Origin of the sequence: Vibrio tetraodonis (genome assembly GCF_003350295.1) — a bacterium.
GTDB lineage: Bacteria > Pseudomonadota > Gammaproteobacteria > Enterobacterales > Vibrionaceae > Vibrio > Vibrio tetraodonis.
On the sequence record NZ_QLYY01000006.1, the window covers coordinates 311,826 to 327,447 of the forward strand.

General features: G+C 41.5%; 16 protein-coding genes. 10 read left to right on the plus strand and 6 right to left on the minus strand.

The features are described from left to right. Positions 1 to 288 precede the first annotated feature (288 nt). Positions 289 to 945, plus strand: a complete 657-nt coding sequence (locus DPF90_RS03635; protein ID WP_240314460.1) for a COG3904 family protein — start codon at positions 289 to 291, stop codon at positions 943 to 945. Positions 946 to 1,038: 93 nt separating this feature from the next. On the opposite strand, the gene DPF90_RS03640 is transcribed toward DPF90_RS03635, so the two are convergent. From DPF90_RS03640 to DPF90_RS03665, 6 genes are all read right to left on the minus strand, one after another. Continuing rightward, on the minus strand, positions 1,039 to 1,935 hold the full coding sequence (locus DPF90_RS03640) for a hypothetical protein (protein ID WP_114784783.1): 897 nt from the start codon (positions 1,933 to 1,935) through the stop codon (positions 1,039 to 1,041). Positions 1,936 to 2,153: 218 nt separating this feature from the next. Beyond that, complete coding sequence (locus DPF90_RS03645) at positions 2,154 to 2,879, minus strand: AraC family transcriptional regulator (protein WP_114784785.1); 726 nt, start codon at positions 2,877 to 2,879, stop codon at positions 2,154 to 2,156. 309 nt (positions 2,880 to 3,188) lie between these two features. After that, positions 3,189 to 3,854: a helix-turn-helix transcriptional regulator gene (locus DPF90_RS03650; RefSeq protein ID WP_162813989.1), complete on the minus strand. Its 666-nt coding sequence runs from the start codon at positions 3,852 to 3,854 to the stop codon at positions 3,189 to 3,191. Positions 3,855 to 4,033: 179 nt separating this feature from the next. Then, positions 4,034 to 5,137: a phosphoribosylaminoimidazolesuccinocarboxamide synthase gene (locus DPF90_RS03655; RefSeq protein WP_114784789.1), complete on the minus strand. Its 1,104-nt coding sequence runs from the start codon at positions 5,135 to 5,137 to the stop codon at positions 4,034 to 4,036. 183 nt (positions 5,138 to 5,320) lie between these two features. Beyond that, entirely contained in the window at positions 5,321 to 5,695 is a 375-nt protein-coding gene (locus tag DPF90_RS03660; RefSeq protein ID WP_114784791.1) for a hypothetical protein, read from the minus strand. A gap of 221 nt (positions 5,696 to 5,916) precedes the next feature. Further along, positions 5,917 to 6,645, minus strand: a complete 729-nt coding sequence (locus tag DPF90_RS03665) for a glycerophosphodiester phosphodiesterase family protein (protein ID WP_114784793.1) — start codon at positions 6,643 to 6,645, stop codon at positions 5,917 to 5,919. A 131-nt stretch (positions 6,646 to 6,776) separates the two neighbouring features. Here DPF90_RS03665 and DPF90_RS03670 point away from each other — a divergent pair, with 131 nt between their 5' ends. From DPF90_RS03670 to DPF90_RS20240, 9 genes are all read left to right on the plus strand, one after another. Continuing rightward, on the plus strand, positions 6,777 to 7,655 hold the full coding sequence (locus tag DPF90_RS03670) for a DMT family transporter (RefSeq protein WP_114784795.1): 879 nt from the start codon (positions 6,777 to 6,779) through the stop codon (positions 7,653 to 7,655). A 108-nt stretch (positions 7,656 to 7,763) separates the two neighbouring features. Continuing rightward, the gene (locus DPF90_RS03675) at positions 7,764 to 8,537 is read left to right on the plus strand and encodes an MBL fold metallo-hydrolase (RefSeq protein WP_114784797.1); all 774 of its coding nucleotides are present in this window, start codon (positions 7,764 to 7,766) and stop codon (positions 8,535 to 8,537) included. A 206-nt stretch (positions 8,538 to 8,743) separates the two neighbouring features. Beyond that, the gene (locus DPF90_RS03680; RefSeq protein WP_114784799.1) at positions 8,744 to 9,505 is read left to right on the plus strand and encodes a DUF3450 domain-containing protein; all 762 of its coding nucleotides are present in this window, start codon (positions 8,744 to 8,746) and stop codon (positions 9,503 to 9,505) included. Continuing rightward, complete coding sequence (locus tag DPF90_RS03685) at positions 9,506 to 10,855, plus strand: MotA/TolQ/ExbB proton channel family protein (protein ID WP_114784801.1); 1,350 nt, start codon at positions 9,506 to 9,508, stop codon at positions 10,853 to 10,855. It abuts the gene before it with no gap. After that, a complete protein-coding gene (locus tag DPF90_RS03690) occupies positions 10,855 to 11,412 on the plus strand; it encodes a MotA/TolQ/ExbB proton channel family protein (RefSeq protein ID WP_114784803.1) in 558 nt (185 codons plus the stop codon). Before DPF90_RS03685 ends, DPF90_RS03690 begins: the two co-directional genes overlap by 1 nt. Beyond that, a complete protein-coding gene (locus DPF90_RS03695; protein WP_114784805.1) occupies positions 11,409 to 11,813 on the plus strand; it encodes an ExbD/TolR family protein in 405 nt (134 codons plus the stop codon). The genes DPF90_RS03690 and DPF90_RS03695 overlap by 4 nt, the downstream gene beginning before the upstream one ends. Beyond that, positions 11,813 to 12,430: an energy transducer TonB gene (locus tag DPF90_RS03700; protein WP_114784807.1), complete on the plus strand. Its 618-nt coding sequence runs from the start codon at positions 11,813 to 11,815 to the stop codon at positions 12,428 to 12,430. Before DPF90_RS03695 ends, DPF90_RS03700 begins: the two co-directional genes overlap by 1 nt. Then, positions 12,427 to 13,602, plus strand: coding sequence for a tetratricopeptide repeat protein (locus DPF90_RS03705; protein WP_114784809.1), 1,176 nt, complete (start codon positions 12,427 to 12,429; stop codon positions 13,600 to 13,602). Before DPF90_RS03700 ends, DPF90_RS03705 begins: the two co-directional genes overlap by 4 nt. A gap of 498 nt (positions 13,603 to 14,100) precedes the next feature. Then, on the plus strand, positions 14,101 to 15,622 hold a 1,522-nt coding region (locus DPF90_RS20240), incomplete at its 3' end, for an Ig-like domain-containing protein (RefSeq protein ID WP_205395156.1).

Below are 15,622 nucleotides of genomic sequence, written 5' to 3' on the forward strand. Positions count from 1 at the left end.
AACAATAGAGTTAAGCTGCATTGACGGCTTATTGAACGAGTGTAATTTCATAGCTGACTATACTGTTGCTAGCACGCTTAGGGGCAAAAATCCGTTACCTCCTTACTTCCCATATTCAAGTACATTTGGCGGTGAGCCTGTTTAGATAGAAACGATTAGCCTTTGAACAAGGAGCCATCACGCTAGGAGCGAATAACAGAAAACTGACAATTGGCTGACAAAGGCTATATATAAAAATTATCGCTCTACAATAAGATACTCCTAGAATCTATGTGTTTTGGAGTTACCTTGAAGTTTTTATTCCCAGTCTTTATGTCAGTGGTGGCCTTGACCGGTTGTCAGTCTAACCCTGACTATCAAAAGCCTTACGTATTTCAATCTGATTGCAAAGAAGCGAGAGAGGGCAATGTGATGCCATTGACCTTTGTTGTCGATAGAAATTCATCTCAAGCCAATGTCAATGGTGAGATATGCTCGGGGTCGTATCAAGCTTTTGAGTCAATGACGCAGTTTTATCCTGATATCAAACTTCTCCGTTTACAAAATGTACCAGGTTCAATGGATGATGAAACCAATTTACGCTTAGCGACTAAGATCCATGATATGGGCATAAGTACTCTGCTTGAAAGTGATAGTCGAGTTGAATCCGGCGGTACAGACTTATTTTTGTCTGGTGTTGAGCGCAAAGTGGAGCAGGGCGCAAAAGTTGGGGTTCATTCATGGGCGAGCGATGACGACAATGGCAATCTTGTCGAGGGTGCTGATCTTCCAGCTGAGGATCCACAGCATCAAGAATACATCGACTATTACCATGAGATTGGGTTGACCAAGCCTGAAGAGTTTTACTGGTTTACTCTGTACTCAGCCTCATCTGATGATATGCATTACTTGTCTCAAGATGAGCTAAAATACTTCGGTTTTAATACGCCTACTTTTGCTTTCTAACCAGAGGCCTTCCTGAGGGGGGCTCTTCGAACACTAGAATAAAGGGCAGCTTTAACCCAAGCCCTTTATTCTAGTACATCAAAATAAGGGCGCTTAAAATTCTTCTCTTACCGTGCTTGCTTTTCTCCAGTTGTGGCTTTTTTTCGTTGTTTTATCAAAATCTGAGTCTAGGCACCTAGCTTGTGATATATAGCCACTTCCACGAGTGACTCCTAAACCGTGATATCCAAACACCCTAGATTGGGGAAGGTGCTTATTTGCCTCGGTTTTTGCTGTTTTGGCAAGTGGTTCAGCGCCTTGTTTTGTTTCTGATATATCACCCGTATTTTCAAATGACGACAGCGTTTCTCTATCAGCACTTTCACAGGCGGTAAGTTTAATTTTGACACCGGGTTTAACTTTATTTTTGACGAGGTGACTGACTTCTTTAATCACGTCAGCGATTGGTCTAGAGCCAGTCTCGGACTGGCTTGTTTGGTATAGCCTAGGCAACCCAGCGGCACCGTGACCGATAATATAGATGTCTTCGATCGTGTGATTGGGTAAGTTTTTGGGGTCGATGACTGAAAGCTGATTAATAGATTGATATTCACCCAGTATTTTGGTTTCTACTGGATATTCGCTGTGCACTGCGTTAACACCGCTTTGTTTGATTGAAGAGGTAAATCTCTTTTCATAATCTGGGCCTTCTTTTAAGCGCCCTTGTAGCTCCTGCTGCTTAAATTCCTTTAGTGAGATTTTCAATGCATCACGCTTGAGAGGGCAGCATATCAGAGGGAAAAGCTTTTTTCCTTTTAATACTCTTGTAGTGTTAATGCCTAGCGCTTGAGCGACCATATCGTGATTATTAAATGGGCTATATATAACCCCTGAAGGAACATTCGTTATTCGCATAATACTACGAGAGAAACTTTCGAAGTCCTTGGCACTATCAAAAATATTATGAGTTTTTGTATTATAACTGCTTGTGTTGCTTACCTGCAATGGCATAATTTACTTCCAACCATTTATAAATTATGCCAATTTTATCTAATATAAAAATTGTAGCTACTGCGGCTGTCGTAAATTAATACAAATTAATTTCTATATGTTTAAATATAGATTTTATGCCCAAATATGATGGCTATAATTCTCTTTTTTGTTACTTAAAGGTGTTTGTACAACGGCTAGATAAATTGAAGTAAAATTGAAAATTAATTTATTGGCTATCAATCAAAATATTGGCTAGGCGTTATTCCAAATCTGGCTTTGAAAGCAGTGATATAGCTGCTGGTGTTAGCGTAGCCGCAAGATAGGGCGGTAGAGGTAACACTCATACCTTGGCTTAGCAAAGTGAGAGAAGTGATTAATCGAGCTTGTTGTCGCCAAGCACTGAAGTTTATACCTGTCTCGCTTTTAAACACTCGACTTAGCGTTCTCGGGCTGGTTGCAAATTCTGCTGCTAATTCGTTTTGAGATCTTGTGTCATCAGGGTGAGACATGAGCCAATGAGCAAGACGACGTATGTTGTCTTTTTTGGGCAGCGGCAGAAAAAGGTTATTTGACTGGCTTGAAGCAATTTCATCCACAAGCACATCGACTAATCGTTGTTGAGGCTTAGTCAGGTCTTTAAAGTTGAAGCTCCTAATCCGCTCAATTAAGGCAGAAACCAAGGTATTAGAAGCGATAACCTTTGCCTGGCTGTTCAGTGATGATACATGGGTGACAGGGAGGTAAATAATAAAGGCTTCTATATCGGAAACTACACTGGATTTATGCGCTAGTTGGGCTGGAATCCAACCAACAGATGCTGGTGTCATTGTCCACTGTTGGTCAGGGGTTTCTATAGTAGCAGTGCCTTGAGTGAGCCAGTATAACTGAGCCATGTCATGTTGATGCCAATGAGTTTGTGAATATGAGTTGTGCTGTATAGATCTTGATTTCACGTTACTCATGATGGATTTTACCGTTATGATTGAACCCAATTAGCAAAAATAGGTTGGTTTATTATCATGTATGATAATAAAAGTGGATTGGCAAGAATGTATTATCTCTTAGCTTGAGCAAAGGCGCAATGGTCAATTTGCGTGTAGTCTTATACGCTTTTTGAACCATACTTAGTCTAAGAGGAAGCTATCTAATATGATCTTTAACTTCCTTGCCAAAAATAATTTTGATTTTTTGTGGCATGCTTTATTGCATGCCACTTTTTTTAACAAAAATATTGGTGACTTAAATATAATAGTCAGCTTATAAAAATTGGGTTAATTTAAGATTTTATGTCTTATTATGTATTTTGAAGGGACGTATCTATCCCAGCCGTTAGATTTGCAATAATCTACTGCTTGTTTTTGAGAAAATACACCTAACTTTGAGCGTATACTGTCTAAATACTTTCTTACTGTATTAACTTGTAATGCTAATTGGATGGCAATGGTTTTGGTGTTATCACCTTTTAAGAGAAAGTAGAGGACCTCCCACTCTCGAACAGTCAATATTGAGGTTGGTGGATTTAAGGTAATAGAAATGGGTTTGGAACCAAAAGTGGTGAATATGTCAGTGTCAAACTTTCTAGCCGGCTCAGCCCAAAAGAAAACACCAATAAATCTATCTTTTATATAGAAAGGCTTCTTATGAAATATCCAGCCTTCAAGGAGTTTGTTCTTGCCAAAGGGGTGGATTTCGATAGAACTTTTTGTTTCATTAGTGTCTATCACTAGTTGGTCATGGGCTTGAAAGGCGTCTTGAAATTCATGAGTTTCAGTTGGAAGTTCACCGTCCAAACGGCCCTCAATATCAAAGGATTTAGATAAGTTCTGCATTCTTCGATATGCTGGGTTAATATAAACGAAGCGGTAGTTTGGGTCTTTTAGTCCACAAGGCCAGTCAAAGCTTTCCCAAAATGCAATCAAATCGGACGATAAAGTCATAGAGCCCTCCTTTTTTGAGGGATGCATAACACTATGCAACTAATTTAACAATTAAGGGTTGGCTTTTATCTATGGTAAGCGAGAAACGATAGAAGCGTTTTAGTAGACAAGAGTCGCCCTTAACGATAATGACAACGCTTACAATTTAAAACGCTTTATTTTATACAATACCCAATTAATTAATCAATTAACCCATATTCATCGCTAAGAATATTAATAATCTCTTGCTTAGGATTATTCGATAACTGAATGGATTTTCCAGTTATCTTTTCAGCGATATTGATATAGGTTCTAGAAATATCCATCAATGCCTCAGAGGGTAATTCATTATCCCTAGCCAAAGCTTCTCGCTGCGTCATTCGTTCTTTGTTAAGTAAAATGTCTGGGTCCGGGAAGTGGTTTAATAAAAACTGTCTGAAACCTTCCTTTGAGTTTTCAACGATGTGACCATTTTGGTACTCATATTCATCCCAAATCCGAGAGGAGTCTGGTGTTCCGACTTCATCCATATAGATAAGTTTTTCATTACCGGATGCGTCTTCAACATAGCCGAATTCAAATTTTGTATCGACGAAGATTTGATTGACTTCAGATAAAGCTTGGCTGATTAAGTTAAATCCTTCGCTGAGTAGTTTTTCGTAGAGTTGAATATCATCGAAGCTAGAGAAGTTAAACGCAGCAAAGTTTTCTTCTATGTTTTTACGAGTAATGTTTACATCGTCTGCTTCTGGTACACCTGGAATGTTTTTTATGATCCCCTTTGTGGAAGGGGTCATCAATAATTCAGGGAGCTGAGTATCTTTTTTAAGTCCCTCTGGCAGCTCAATACCGCAGAAATTGCGCTCGCCTTTTTCATAAGCACGCCACATTGAGCCTGTGATGTATTGGCGACAAATGGCTTCAATCATAATTGGCTTTGCTTTTTGAACTATCCAGACCAAGGGATGAGGGACATCGAGTATATGACTGTCGGCAAGGCCATTTTGTTTGAACAAGCTGAACCAATGATTGGAAATAGCGTTAAGTGCTGCACCTTTGCCCGGAACCCCTTTTAATCCGCCTTGGCCGTGCCAAATACAATCAAAAGCTGAGATACGGTCACTGATCACCATGATAGCGAGAGGAGCATCAGGTGCGACGTCATAGCCTTTTTCTTCAATCAGGCGGCGGCTATCTTGCTCGGTTAGCCAGTAAACAGAACGAACTTTACCACTGTGGACTGGTTTGTGAGTACGAATGGGAAGGTCATCATTTGTAGCAAGAACTTGATCAGCAAGAGTCATCTGGATAATCCTATCTGTGTCAGAAATTTACGATTGTAACCACGCATATAATCGATTTGGATTGAATCATACCAGAAATAACGCAGGCTGCCACAAAAAAGCAAACGTTTGCATTTTGTGCGGATGGGTAGGACGGATAAATAAGAGGGATAACTATCCGGTGATATCCATCGGTGTTCTATGTTAGTGGTAATGCATGTGTCCTTGCTCAATAAAAATAACCTGACAACCATACTCAGCGGCCAAATCACTCAGCACCTTTTGATCAAATATACTTATTTTATTAGAAGCGACAATTGCACTGGCATTACGTGATTTTATTGCCTTCTCGACGATGGCACGTTCACACAAAGTCTTTGAGGGTTTCAAATGAATCATATTTCCACAGTTCACGTTATAGGCGCTGAATATACCCAAGCTTGGTCTAGGGCATTCTGCAGTAAATAGTATCCATTGCTTTTGATCGGACAGTCCAGCTAGGCGTTTGATGGATTCACTTTGATCTGCCCAATGATAGTGTGCTACTGCCAAGCGATTGGTTGTATTTAAATCAAACATCAATACTGTCCTTATATCCAATACTGTATGCATAAACAGTAGTTGTTTTATTTACAAGGATCAAGAGAAAACCTTCATTAGTGATGGTTTTGTATTTATATGATTATGGGGTGAGGTTAAACTTAACCTAATGAATTTTAATAATAAATAAAGATTTATTAGAATGTTTGCAATAGATGTTTAATAAACAAATATGTGATCTTAACCGGTTTTATGAATGGTTAATCTCTCGCGTTTTCAGGTGACTGGTCTAAAAAACGCTCTGGGTAATCGCTGAAAATACCATCTAAATTGCTAAGGGATTGGATGTCTGATGGCCGATTTACGGTATAGCACCAGACTTGATAGCCTTGTTGTTGAAGTTTGTGAACATCTTTTTCAGTTGCAAACCGATAATTGAGGTTACAACCGAATGCCGATATTGTTTCCAACAATTTGATATCTCGGGGAAGCAGTTTTTCTGTTAGTACTGCAATTCGATAATCAGGTAATACGACGTGCAGCTTGACTAATGTCGCATGATCAAAACTAGAAAGTAGAATTGAATCAGTGTAAAGGGGTGAAGACTCTAAATCATGTTTCAAAAGTTGAGCAACATGCGCTTTATCGTGTCGGTCTACTTTTAATTCTAAGTTGAGTTTTAGGTTTAATTCATCAGCCAGCAAAAGTAATTCTTCTAGAGTCATTATGGATTGTTGGTCAGGCTGGTCACCAAATTTGGCACCAAAATCAAATTGACGAAGTTCTGCGAGCGTCTGTTCGTCAATGCGCCCACTGCCGTTACTGCATCGGTCAATGGTATGGTCGTGACAAATAACCAAAATATTGTCTTTCGTTGGTTGTACGTCGACTTCGACCCACTCAAGCCCTAATTTTGCGGCGGCTTGAATACTAATTTTGGTGTTTTCAGGGTAGTGTCCTGCAATCCCGCGATGACCAATGATCTTCATTATTTTTCCTATATCTAATGCTCAACCGTGTTAGACCACGTTCTAGGTTGGCTTTTCATCGCATTTTAAACCCAGATCTGACACTATCAGACATCATAATTTAGCAGATAAGTTATTTAAGAGTAGCGAAATTGAACGCAGATAGTAAAGCAACTTGGATTTTAGTTGGGACTACAATGTTAGCCGGCTTAGGGTGGATTTTCTCAAAGGAGACAGTTCAAGGCTTACCGCCATTTGGATTTGTAGGGCTTAGATTTTTAGTCGCGTCTATTTGTTTACTTCCATTTTGTTATCAATCTTTATCTTTATTCACCGCGAGACAACTTCTTCAAGCTATAGGTGCGGGCAGCATCTTATCGGCTGCTTTATTAGCATGGATACATGCGATTACGGTAAGTGATACACTTGGTGAAGGTGCTTTTATTGTCAGTTTATCTATGATTATCGTCCCAATTATTGCTTGGGTAATATTTAAAGAGCGACCTATACGTGCATTTTGGATTTCTATGCCGATAGCCGTCTCTGGACTTGCTTTGTTATCGCTGCAAGATGTTTGGCAGGCGTCGAGTGGGCAAGTGTGGTTCTTAGCGAATGCTTGTCTGTTGGCTCTGCACTTTAATGTCAACAGTCGTTTGGTGCAAAAACTGCCCGTATTAACGTTAACATGTGTCCAGCTATTTTCGACGGGGGCGATTGCCTTGCTGGTATCACTTTGTGTAGAAACGATTCCTACTTCAGTCGATATTCATATTTGGTGGTGGTTTGCAGCTAGTGCACTACTTGCGACCAGTATTCGATATGTGATGCAAACAGCAGGGCAGAAGCATTGTAACCCCGCGAGTGCGGCACTTATTATGCTGCTTGAGCCTATCTGGACAGTGATATTAAGCATTCTTTGGTACGGTGAGCAGCTATCACTTAATAAGCTTTTAGGGTGCGGTCTTATCTTATTTTCGCTGGTTTTTTATCGAACTGGCGGGCGACTTTCGAGCTTATTTACCTCAAAGTAGCATCATGAATAACTGGTCTGACTTCACGATCTGGAGCTTATAAGCTTCTCAATTAAACATGGGTTGCTAAATTAAACTGGTTAAGGTTTGTTAATACTGTGTTACAACATGAAGCTACATGCTATTAATGGTTACATCCAAAAAATTTATCTTGTGGAATATGACGATAAACTCATGCTTTTAGATGGCGCGAGTAGAGCGGATATTCCCTATATTGAACGTTATATTACCGATGAAATCGGCCAGCCTTTTTCAAACCTTAAAGTGGTTATCGTTACACATATGCATCCGGATCATGCTGGAGCCGCACATAAACTCAGAGACCTTACGGGGTGTATCTTGGTGTCGGCGAATAAGAGCAAGCAGTGGTATGAAGGGCTTGACGGTATGCTTATGCATTTCACTGACTTAATACTTGCTCGATGGGTGGCTGGAAGACTAAAGAAGCCTAAGAGATCACTTTGGTACCCAAGGTACTTACAGCCTGATGTCACGCTAAATGATAGTCAGCCTGTGCCTCATTTTGAAGACTGGGTAGTATTGGAAACTCCTGGCCACACAGATCGAGATTTATCTGTTTACCATAAGCAGCAAGATATTCTTTATGTTGCCGACTTAATAGTGGAAGTCAAAAAGCGATTAATTGCTCCTTTTCCAATTTTTCATCCCAATAAATACCGCCAATCACTTGAGCGGGTTTACAACATGAAGCCTAAAACCTTGTTACTTGCTCACAGTGGTGAAGTAACACTCGATGAAAATGACTACCAACACCTTATTAGTGTGGCTCCAAGCACGCCAGCGACGCATTGGAGGGCAACAAAAGTTAAACTTCGCAGCCTTCTTAGCTCTGTATGGTTGTTTGGCTTTGCGGAAAAGTAATAAACCTCTATTTTCACTAATGTTATTATTCTGTGTCTTGCTTAAAAGTTGGGTTAAAATTGTTCAGCTCAGGCTATTTGAGAGATTATATTGAGTAATAGCCATATAGCTGATTGAAATTTTGCTCAATCACGTTAACATACGCATAAATGGAAATGAGATTGCGTCTCAATAAGTAATTGAGCTGCGCCAGAAATAGACACACTATGAAACTAATAACTCCCAGCCTTGTGGTGATCCTTGCATCATTTAGCACCAGTACTGTCGCAACAAGCTTTGAAAATGCGCAGTCCATCCAACTAAGTACCAATACGGCTTCGGCATCTAGCCAAAAACGAATAGATACTGTCGCAGAGAACTCTCTCATCCTTCGAGGAGATATCGATCAGCTTAAGGAAGAGATTAAAAACTTACAAGTATATCAAAATCACCTTACAGCTCTGATCGAGAGCCAGTCGCAAGAAGCGTTAAACCTAGAAAGTCAAATTGAAGAGATCAACAACACACGTCAAGGTGTCGTGCCTCTTATGTATCAAATGATATCTGGATTAAAAGACTTTGTAGAATCCGACCTTCCAATAAAACAGGACACGCGACTAGAGCGTATTTCTAAGCTTGAAAAAATGATGGTACGCGCCGATGTGAGCGATGCGGAAAAGTATCGAAGAATTCTTGAAGCATATCAGATAGAACTTGATTACGGCGTAAAACTGGGAACTTATCAAGGTAAGATTTCAGTGGATGGAAACCTTCGTCAAGTACAAGTTCTTCACCTTGGGAGAGTCTCTTTAGTTGCACGCAGTTTGGATGGCACTAAATCATGGGTATGGGATCAATTACAAAACCAATGGCTACCGCTTGATAGCTCCATTAAACCGGATCTAGACAAAGCCTTTAATGTTGCTACTAAGCAAGCGGCGCCAAGTCTACTCACATTACCCCTATCACAAACTTTGGAGTCAAAATAAATGAAATCTAAACTAATGATTTGTCTTTTGACTCTATCGGTCTTGCCATTTTCAGCCTATTCAAATAATGACATCGTTAGCAAAGCAAAAGTTGAAAGTGTTAGCCAAGGTCAGCACAACCAAAAGCGTGAGTCCACGTTTCAACAAACAGAGAAAGAGCTTAAATCTCTTAAAGCATCGCTTCTTAAGCAGCGTAATAGTATCCAAAAACACAATGATGAATTGGTTGCTGAGTTTTCAGACAACGAAAAAAATCTTGCTAAATTGGAAGAAAAGCTTCGACTTGAGACGGGAAGTCTTGGCGAAGTGTTTGGAGTCGTGCGACAAAATGCGAAGCAATTAGAATCTGAGTTAAATAGCTCAGTTACTTCTGCTGATGCACAAAACTATAGAGATATTGTACAAAAAGTTGCCGCTGCGACAGAATTACCTTCAATGCAGCAGCTCACTGGGTTATGGAAAGCACTTGAAGAGCAAATACAAGCGAGTAGCCAATTAGCGTCCACCCAGGTCAGTTTTGTTAATGGTGCAGGAGAAATACAGAAAGAAACGGCTCTTAGAGTTGGCTCATTGGGCCTAGTTTCAGAGGCTGGATATCTTAAGTGGAATGCTATTAAAGGTGAGGCTCAGCTTTATTCTAAACAGCCAGAAAATACTCCGACTCTCTCTAAGCTTAGCTCTGGTCAGATGCAGGATATTGTGCTGGATCCGACTCGCGGTATGTTGCTTGAACAGCTAGCTCACAGTCCAAGTTTGATGGATAGGGTGAAAGCTGGCGGCGTGGTAGGGCAAGTGATTCTTAGTTTACTTTTGATTGGCATGATTATCGCGTTTATTAGGGGAATCACTTTATCCAAAGCACGTCAAAAGATTCGAACTCAACTTAAGTCACCTCAGGTACCGGGAGATAACCCTCTTGGCCGTGTATTAGCTGTATACAAAAAAGATAAATGCCTGAGCGTTGAGGCACTTGAGCTTCGTTTACTTGAAGTTGTCGTTGATGAACAAGCGCAACTTGAAAAGGGACTGTCCATGCTTAAGTTGTTAGCTGCTTTGGCGCCTATGTTAGGGCTACTAGGTACGGTTATCGGAATGATAGAGACATTCCAAGTGATTACCCAATTTGGTAATGGTGACCCTAAAGTAATGGCTGGTGGAATATCCATGGCCTTGGTGACGACAGTTCTTGGTCTGGTTGCTGCTATGCCACTTTTACTAGGCCATAATATCCTGAGTTCACAGGCTGAGCTGATTCGTAATACTCTCGAAAAACAAGGTATTTCTTTAGTTGCTCAACAAGCAGAGAAAGACTCTGTCAGCGATGAGGCATCTCTGGAGAGAGTCGCTTAATGGATATATTCATTGCAATGCTGCCCGAGTTAGTCACTGGAAGCCAATGGCTAATATCTTTGCAAAGCTTTATGCAGCAGGGTGGTCAACTACTATGGTGGTTATTTGGGGTGGTGGCTTTATGTTGGGTTCTCATGATAGAGCGCTTGATATACTTATTTGTCGAGTTCCCCAAACACCGAGCGGCTTGGATAAAAAGTTGGCATGCAAGGTGTGAACAAGACTCATGGTATGCCCGTTCAATTCGTGATGGTTGGTTGGCACAAGCCCACACAAACCTTTACCAAAATGTAAACATCATTAAAGTATTAGTGGCCATTTGTCCAATGCTTGGGCTTTTGGGAACAGTGACGGGAATGATCTCGGTTTTTGATGTGATGGCTAACCAAGGCAGTAGTAACCCTAAGCTAATGGCTTCTGGGATTTCGTTGGCGACTTTGCCGACAATGGCGGGTATGGTGGCAGCTTTGTTTGGCATGTTTTTCCATGCTCGTTTACTCAAAGCCTGCCAAGTAAGAGAAGTGAAATTAGAAAAATCGTTAAGGAGTCAGCGATGAGATTGGGCCGACGTCATCATAAACAGGAAGAAGCTCAAGTTGATCTGACTTCCATGCTCGATATCGTGTTTATCATGCTGATTTTTTTCATTGTGACGAGCTCTTTTGTCAGGGAATCAGGGGTTGAAGTTAATCGTCCGCAAGCAAGTAGTGCTGTTAGCCAGAAAGATGCGGGTATCTTTATCGCTGTTACTTCTTCTAACGATATATACATAGATAAGAGAGTGGTTGATGTAGAGCGCGTTCAAGCGGCGTTGGAGCATTTACTATTGGACAAGCCCGATGCAGCTTTGGTTATTCAGGCTGATGAACATGCCTATAGTGGAACCGTAGTTAAGGTGATGGACGCAGCTAAAGAAGCTGGGGTCAAGAATATCGCACTCGCAGCGGAGAAAAAATAATGGTGCGCTGGATTGTCGCTGTTCCAATCGCTGGATTATGCACTTTAACAGTATTCACATTAATGGCTTGGATGGTCAATATTAATAATAGGCAGGCTCCAACTGATGAGACACCTTTGAGGTTTGATATGCTTGTTGTTGAGAATGACTCTAATACCCAACGTCGACAGCGAAGTGTTCCAGAGCAACCCCAAACGCCTCAAATGCCAGAGCAGCAGCCTGTATCACGCGTTGATAATTACATAGCGAATATCTCTGATATGCAGAAGCCACTACTTGGCCTTGATACCAGTATTCAAGGTTTAGCCATTAGCGCCCCGGAGTTTGGTGATTTTGGTGTTCAGCAGCAAGTCATGCCTCTCTACCGAGTTGAGCCTCGTTATCCTTCAAAGGCTTTAAAGCGTAAAGTGGAAGGCTATGTACAGGTCATGTTCACTATAGATGCAACTGGAAAGCCGGTCGATATTCAAGTTCAGAAATCAGAGCCCAAGTATATGTTCGACCGAGAGGCTATTTATGCGATTAAGAAGTGGAAATATCAGCCAATGATTGTCGATGGTAAGGCTGTGGCTCAGCAGGGCCAGACGGTAAAATTGGAGTTTACATTATCAAAATGATTAAACAATGTGCCTTGATTGCAGTGTGCCTTATTTCGTCTCTCTCTGCTTCTGCTGAGCTCAGTCGTTACACTGCCGGACGTCTGCAGCAGGCCAACCAGCTGGCGCAGGACGAAAAATTCAAGCAAGCGATCACAGTTTTACGTGAGACCAATACTTCGTTTGATTATGATAAAGCGTTTGTAGCAAGAGTTATGGCGGTTTTTTACTGGCAAGATGGTCAAACAAAACATGCGATTGAACAAATGGAGTATGCCGTTGCTAGCGGCCTGTTAAAAGATGAACAATCTTGGGTAAGTGAACGCATGCTTGCCGATCTCTACTTAACAGAGCGCCAATTTAAACAAGCACTTAAGCATTACTACCAACTGGTTGAAATGGTGCCCAAAGACCATCAACAAAATGATATTTGGCTACGTATTGCTCAATCTCATTACCAGTTGGAGCAATGGCGTGATGTGGTCGTGTCGGTCAAACGCTATTTAAACGAAGATATGCAAGATCGTCTGCAACCGCTATCTCTGATGCTAGGTGCTCAGTTAGCATTAAATCTTCCACATGATGCAATAATTACACTAGGCCAGTTAATTGAAATAGAGCCTAAAAAACTGCAATGGTGGAGACAATTATCCACTTTGCAAATGCAAGTTGGTAAAGAAAAACAGGCCCTTGGGACTTTATCGCTTGCTAAACTTAACGGCCTAGCATTAAGCCAAAATGATCGCCGAATCCTTGCTCAGTTGTATGCCAAACAAGGTATTCCAGAAAGGGCTGCGATCGAAATTAGTCAACTAGAGGATGCGCAGGTAGACATTCAATTGCTTGTCGAGCAGGCCACGTATTGGCAACTGGCGAAACAGTGGGACACGGCAATTTCGATTTGGAAGAAAGCAGTGCAAACGGCTCCGAAATACAATTGGAACCTTGCGCAGCTTCTTATTCAACGAGGATATTATAAAGAATCTGTTCCGGTTCTTGATAAAGTTGAGGGAAGGCGGGCGGCCGTCGCATTAGCGAAAACTCGTGTGTTCTATAAACTCGAACAGTTAGACAAAGCTCTGTTCCAAGCTAAACAAGCTGATCGCCTTGAACCTTCAAGTCAGGCGAAAGGTTGGATAAAGTTTTTGTCCCAGCTAGGCGCAGCCTCAAACCTTCCACAAACAGAAGCATAAATAAACGGAGAGTGTAGCGTGCTCTCCTTCTATATGTTTTTAAAAACTTGGTCTGGTGAGTTATTTCAAATGTTACATCTAGTGTTGAAGGCTACTTTGTCGTAAGCAACATTAGAGTCTGTTTTCACACATCTTCGCTTTTTACTTCAAACAAATCTTCGTGTCTCACTAATGAGAATCACTAGATTAAAACAAAATTGAAAATAGCACTTTTAGGGAGCCGCTACTAAGCTGAATGTGAGCAAATGTATTTGTTTTGTTGGTACATATTAAAAATAACTTATAAAACATATGCATGGTAACACTTTATCGTTATGTCTAGAACCTGTGTTTGACATCTCGAATATGAAACTTGTTTGCTATTAATTGCTAGCTTATTCAAGCTGACTAGGTTTGAATAGCTGGTATTTAAACCAAAGTCGGTTCTGTAGAACCAACGCTTTTAACGACTTCGTTCGGTTTTTTACACCTGCTTGGAGCGTTAGTAGAGGAAGTATAATGAGTGTTGAAAAGTTGATAACTGCTGGTAATTTAGCTGCGGGTGAAACATTGGTTATTGAAAGAGACGGCAGCGTCCGATTATTGGACGGTAGCGGCACTGTCGAGCCAGGCGAATTGGTGCTTTCAAATCCTAACCCTAGCGAGCCAAATCTAAACATCGGCTTAGCAGATGACGACAACGACATACAAGATATCACGAGCGAAATTGATGAGATCTTGGCAGCTCTTGAGGAAGGGCAGGATCCAACAGAGCTGGGGGATGAATTCGCAACGGCTGCTGGCGGTCAAGTTGGATCAGGTCCTTCGGGAATTGAATCCATAGTGAGAACTGCCGAAATAACAACGCCAGGGACCGATTACGAAACATCTGGGATCTTCGGTCAATTTGGGCTAACTACAACACAAAGCCTCACCCTCCTCAATCAGTTTCAAGCGTTTCAACAATCACCGACCTTCACAGACACTAACAGCAACCCCATTGGTGACGACCTTTCGTTCGTAACCAATGAGGATACATCGGTGAGCGGTCAGGTGTTTGCTACAGACCCAAACCCCGACGACATACTTGCTTTTTCAATAACTAGTCAGCCATCGAACGGAAGCGTAGAGCTAAACTCAGTTTCAGGAACTTGGACATACGTACCCAATAACAATTTTGATGGAAACGACACTTTTATAATTACCGTCGATGATGGTAATGGGGGCACCGACTCTTTATCAGTCGATATTGAGGTTGTTCCTATTCCTGAAGTTTCGCTAATTGGTCCTTCATCGTTAAACGAAGGTGAAAATGCTAATTACGTTATTGAGTTTGATAAACCCTCAACCCAAGTCACCAACATCACACTTTCGATTTCTACGAGTACTGCTGAACTTGAAGATTTGACAGCCGTCACTGTCACAACTGCCGACGGTACAATTATTAGTGTTGGGCCCGATGGTACGATCGAAGTTCCGATTGGTGTTACATCTTTGGATGTGTCTGTTGGAACCTTAAATGATACGGTATTCGAAGGTAATGAAACGTTTCAAGTTGGTGTGGCTTCAGGGTTTGGTACTCTGGGTGAAGGTGAGCAAAACACAGTCATTCTTGATAATGACACGCCAACCTTATCGGTCAGCACAGAGACGGTCGTAGAAGGACAGGCGGCGCTGTTTGATGTGGCTCTGTCGAATGAAGTGGATGGTGACGTTCGTTATGAATTCACGATCGATGTTGATGGACAAAGCGCTGAGTTAGCAGATTTTGCTTCGAACCCATTGAGTGTGACTTATAAGGTGGGAGAGACCAGCTTTAACGCCGCAGCCAATGGTGAYGGTTCGTACACCATACCGGGTAATGCCAGTGACATTAAGGTGTCGGTACAAACTTCAGATGATACGATTTTTGAAGGGTCAGAAACCTTTAACCTAGACGCTCGAGCGACAGCAACGGTGGGCGGTGAGAGTTTTGATGTCACCGATTCAGGCGCAGGTACGATTACCGATGACCGCGACGGCATGAACAATGCCGACACGC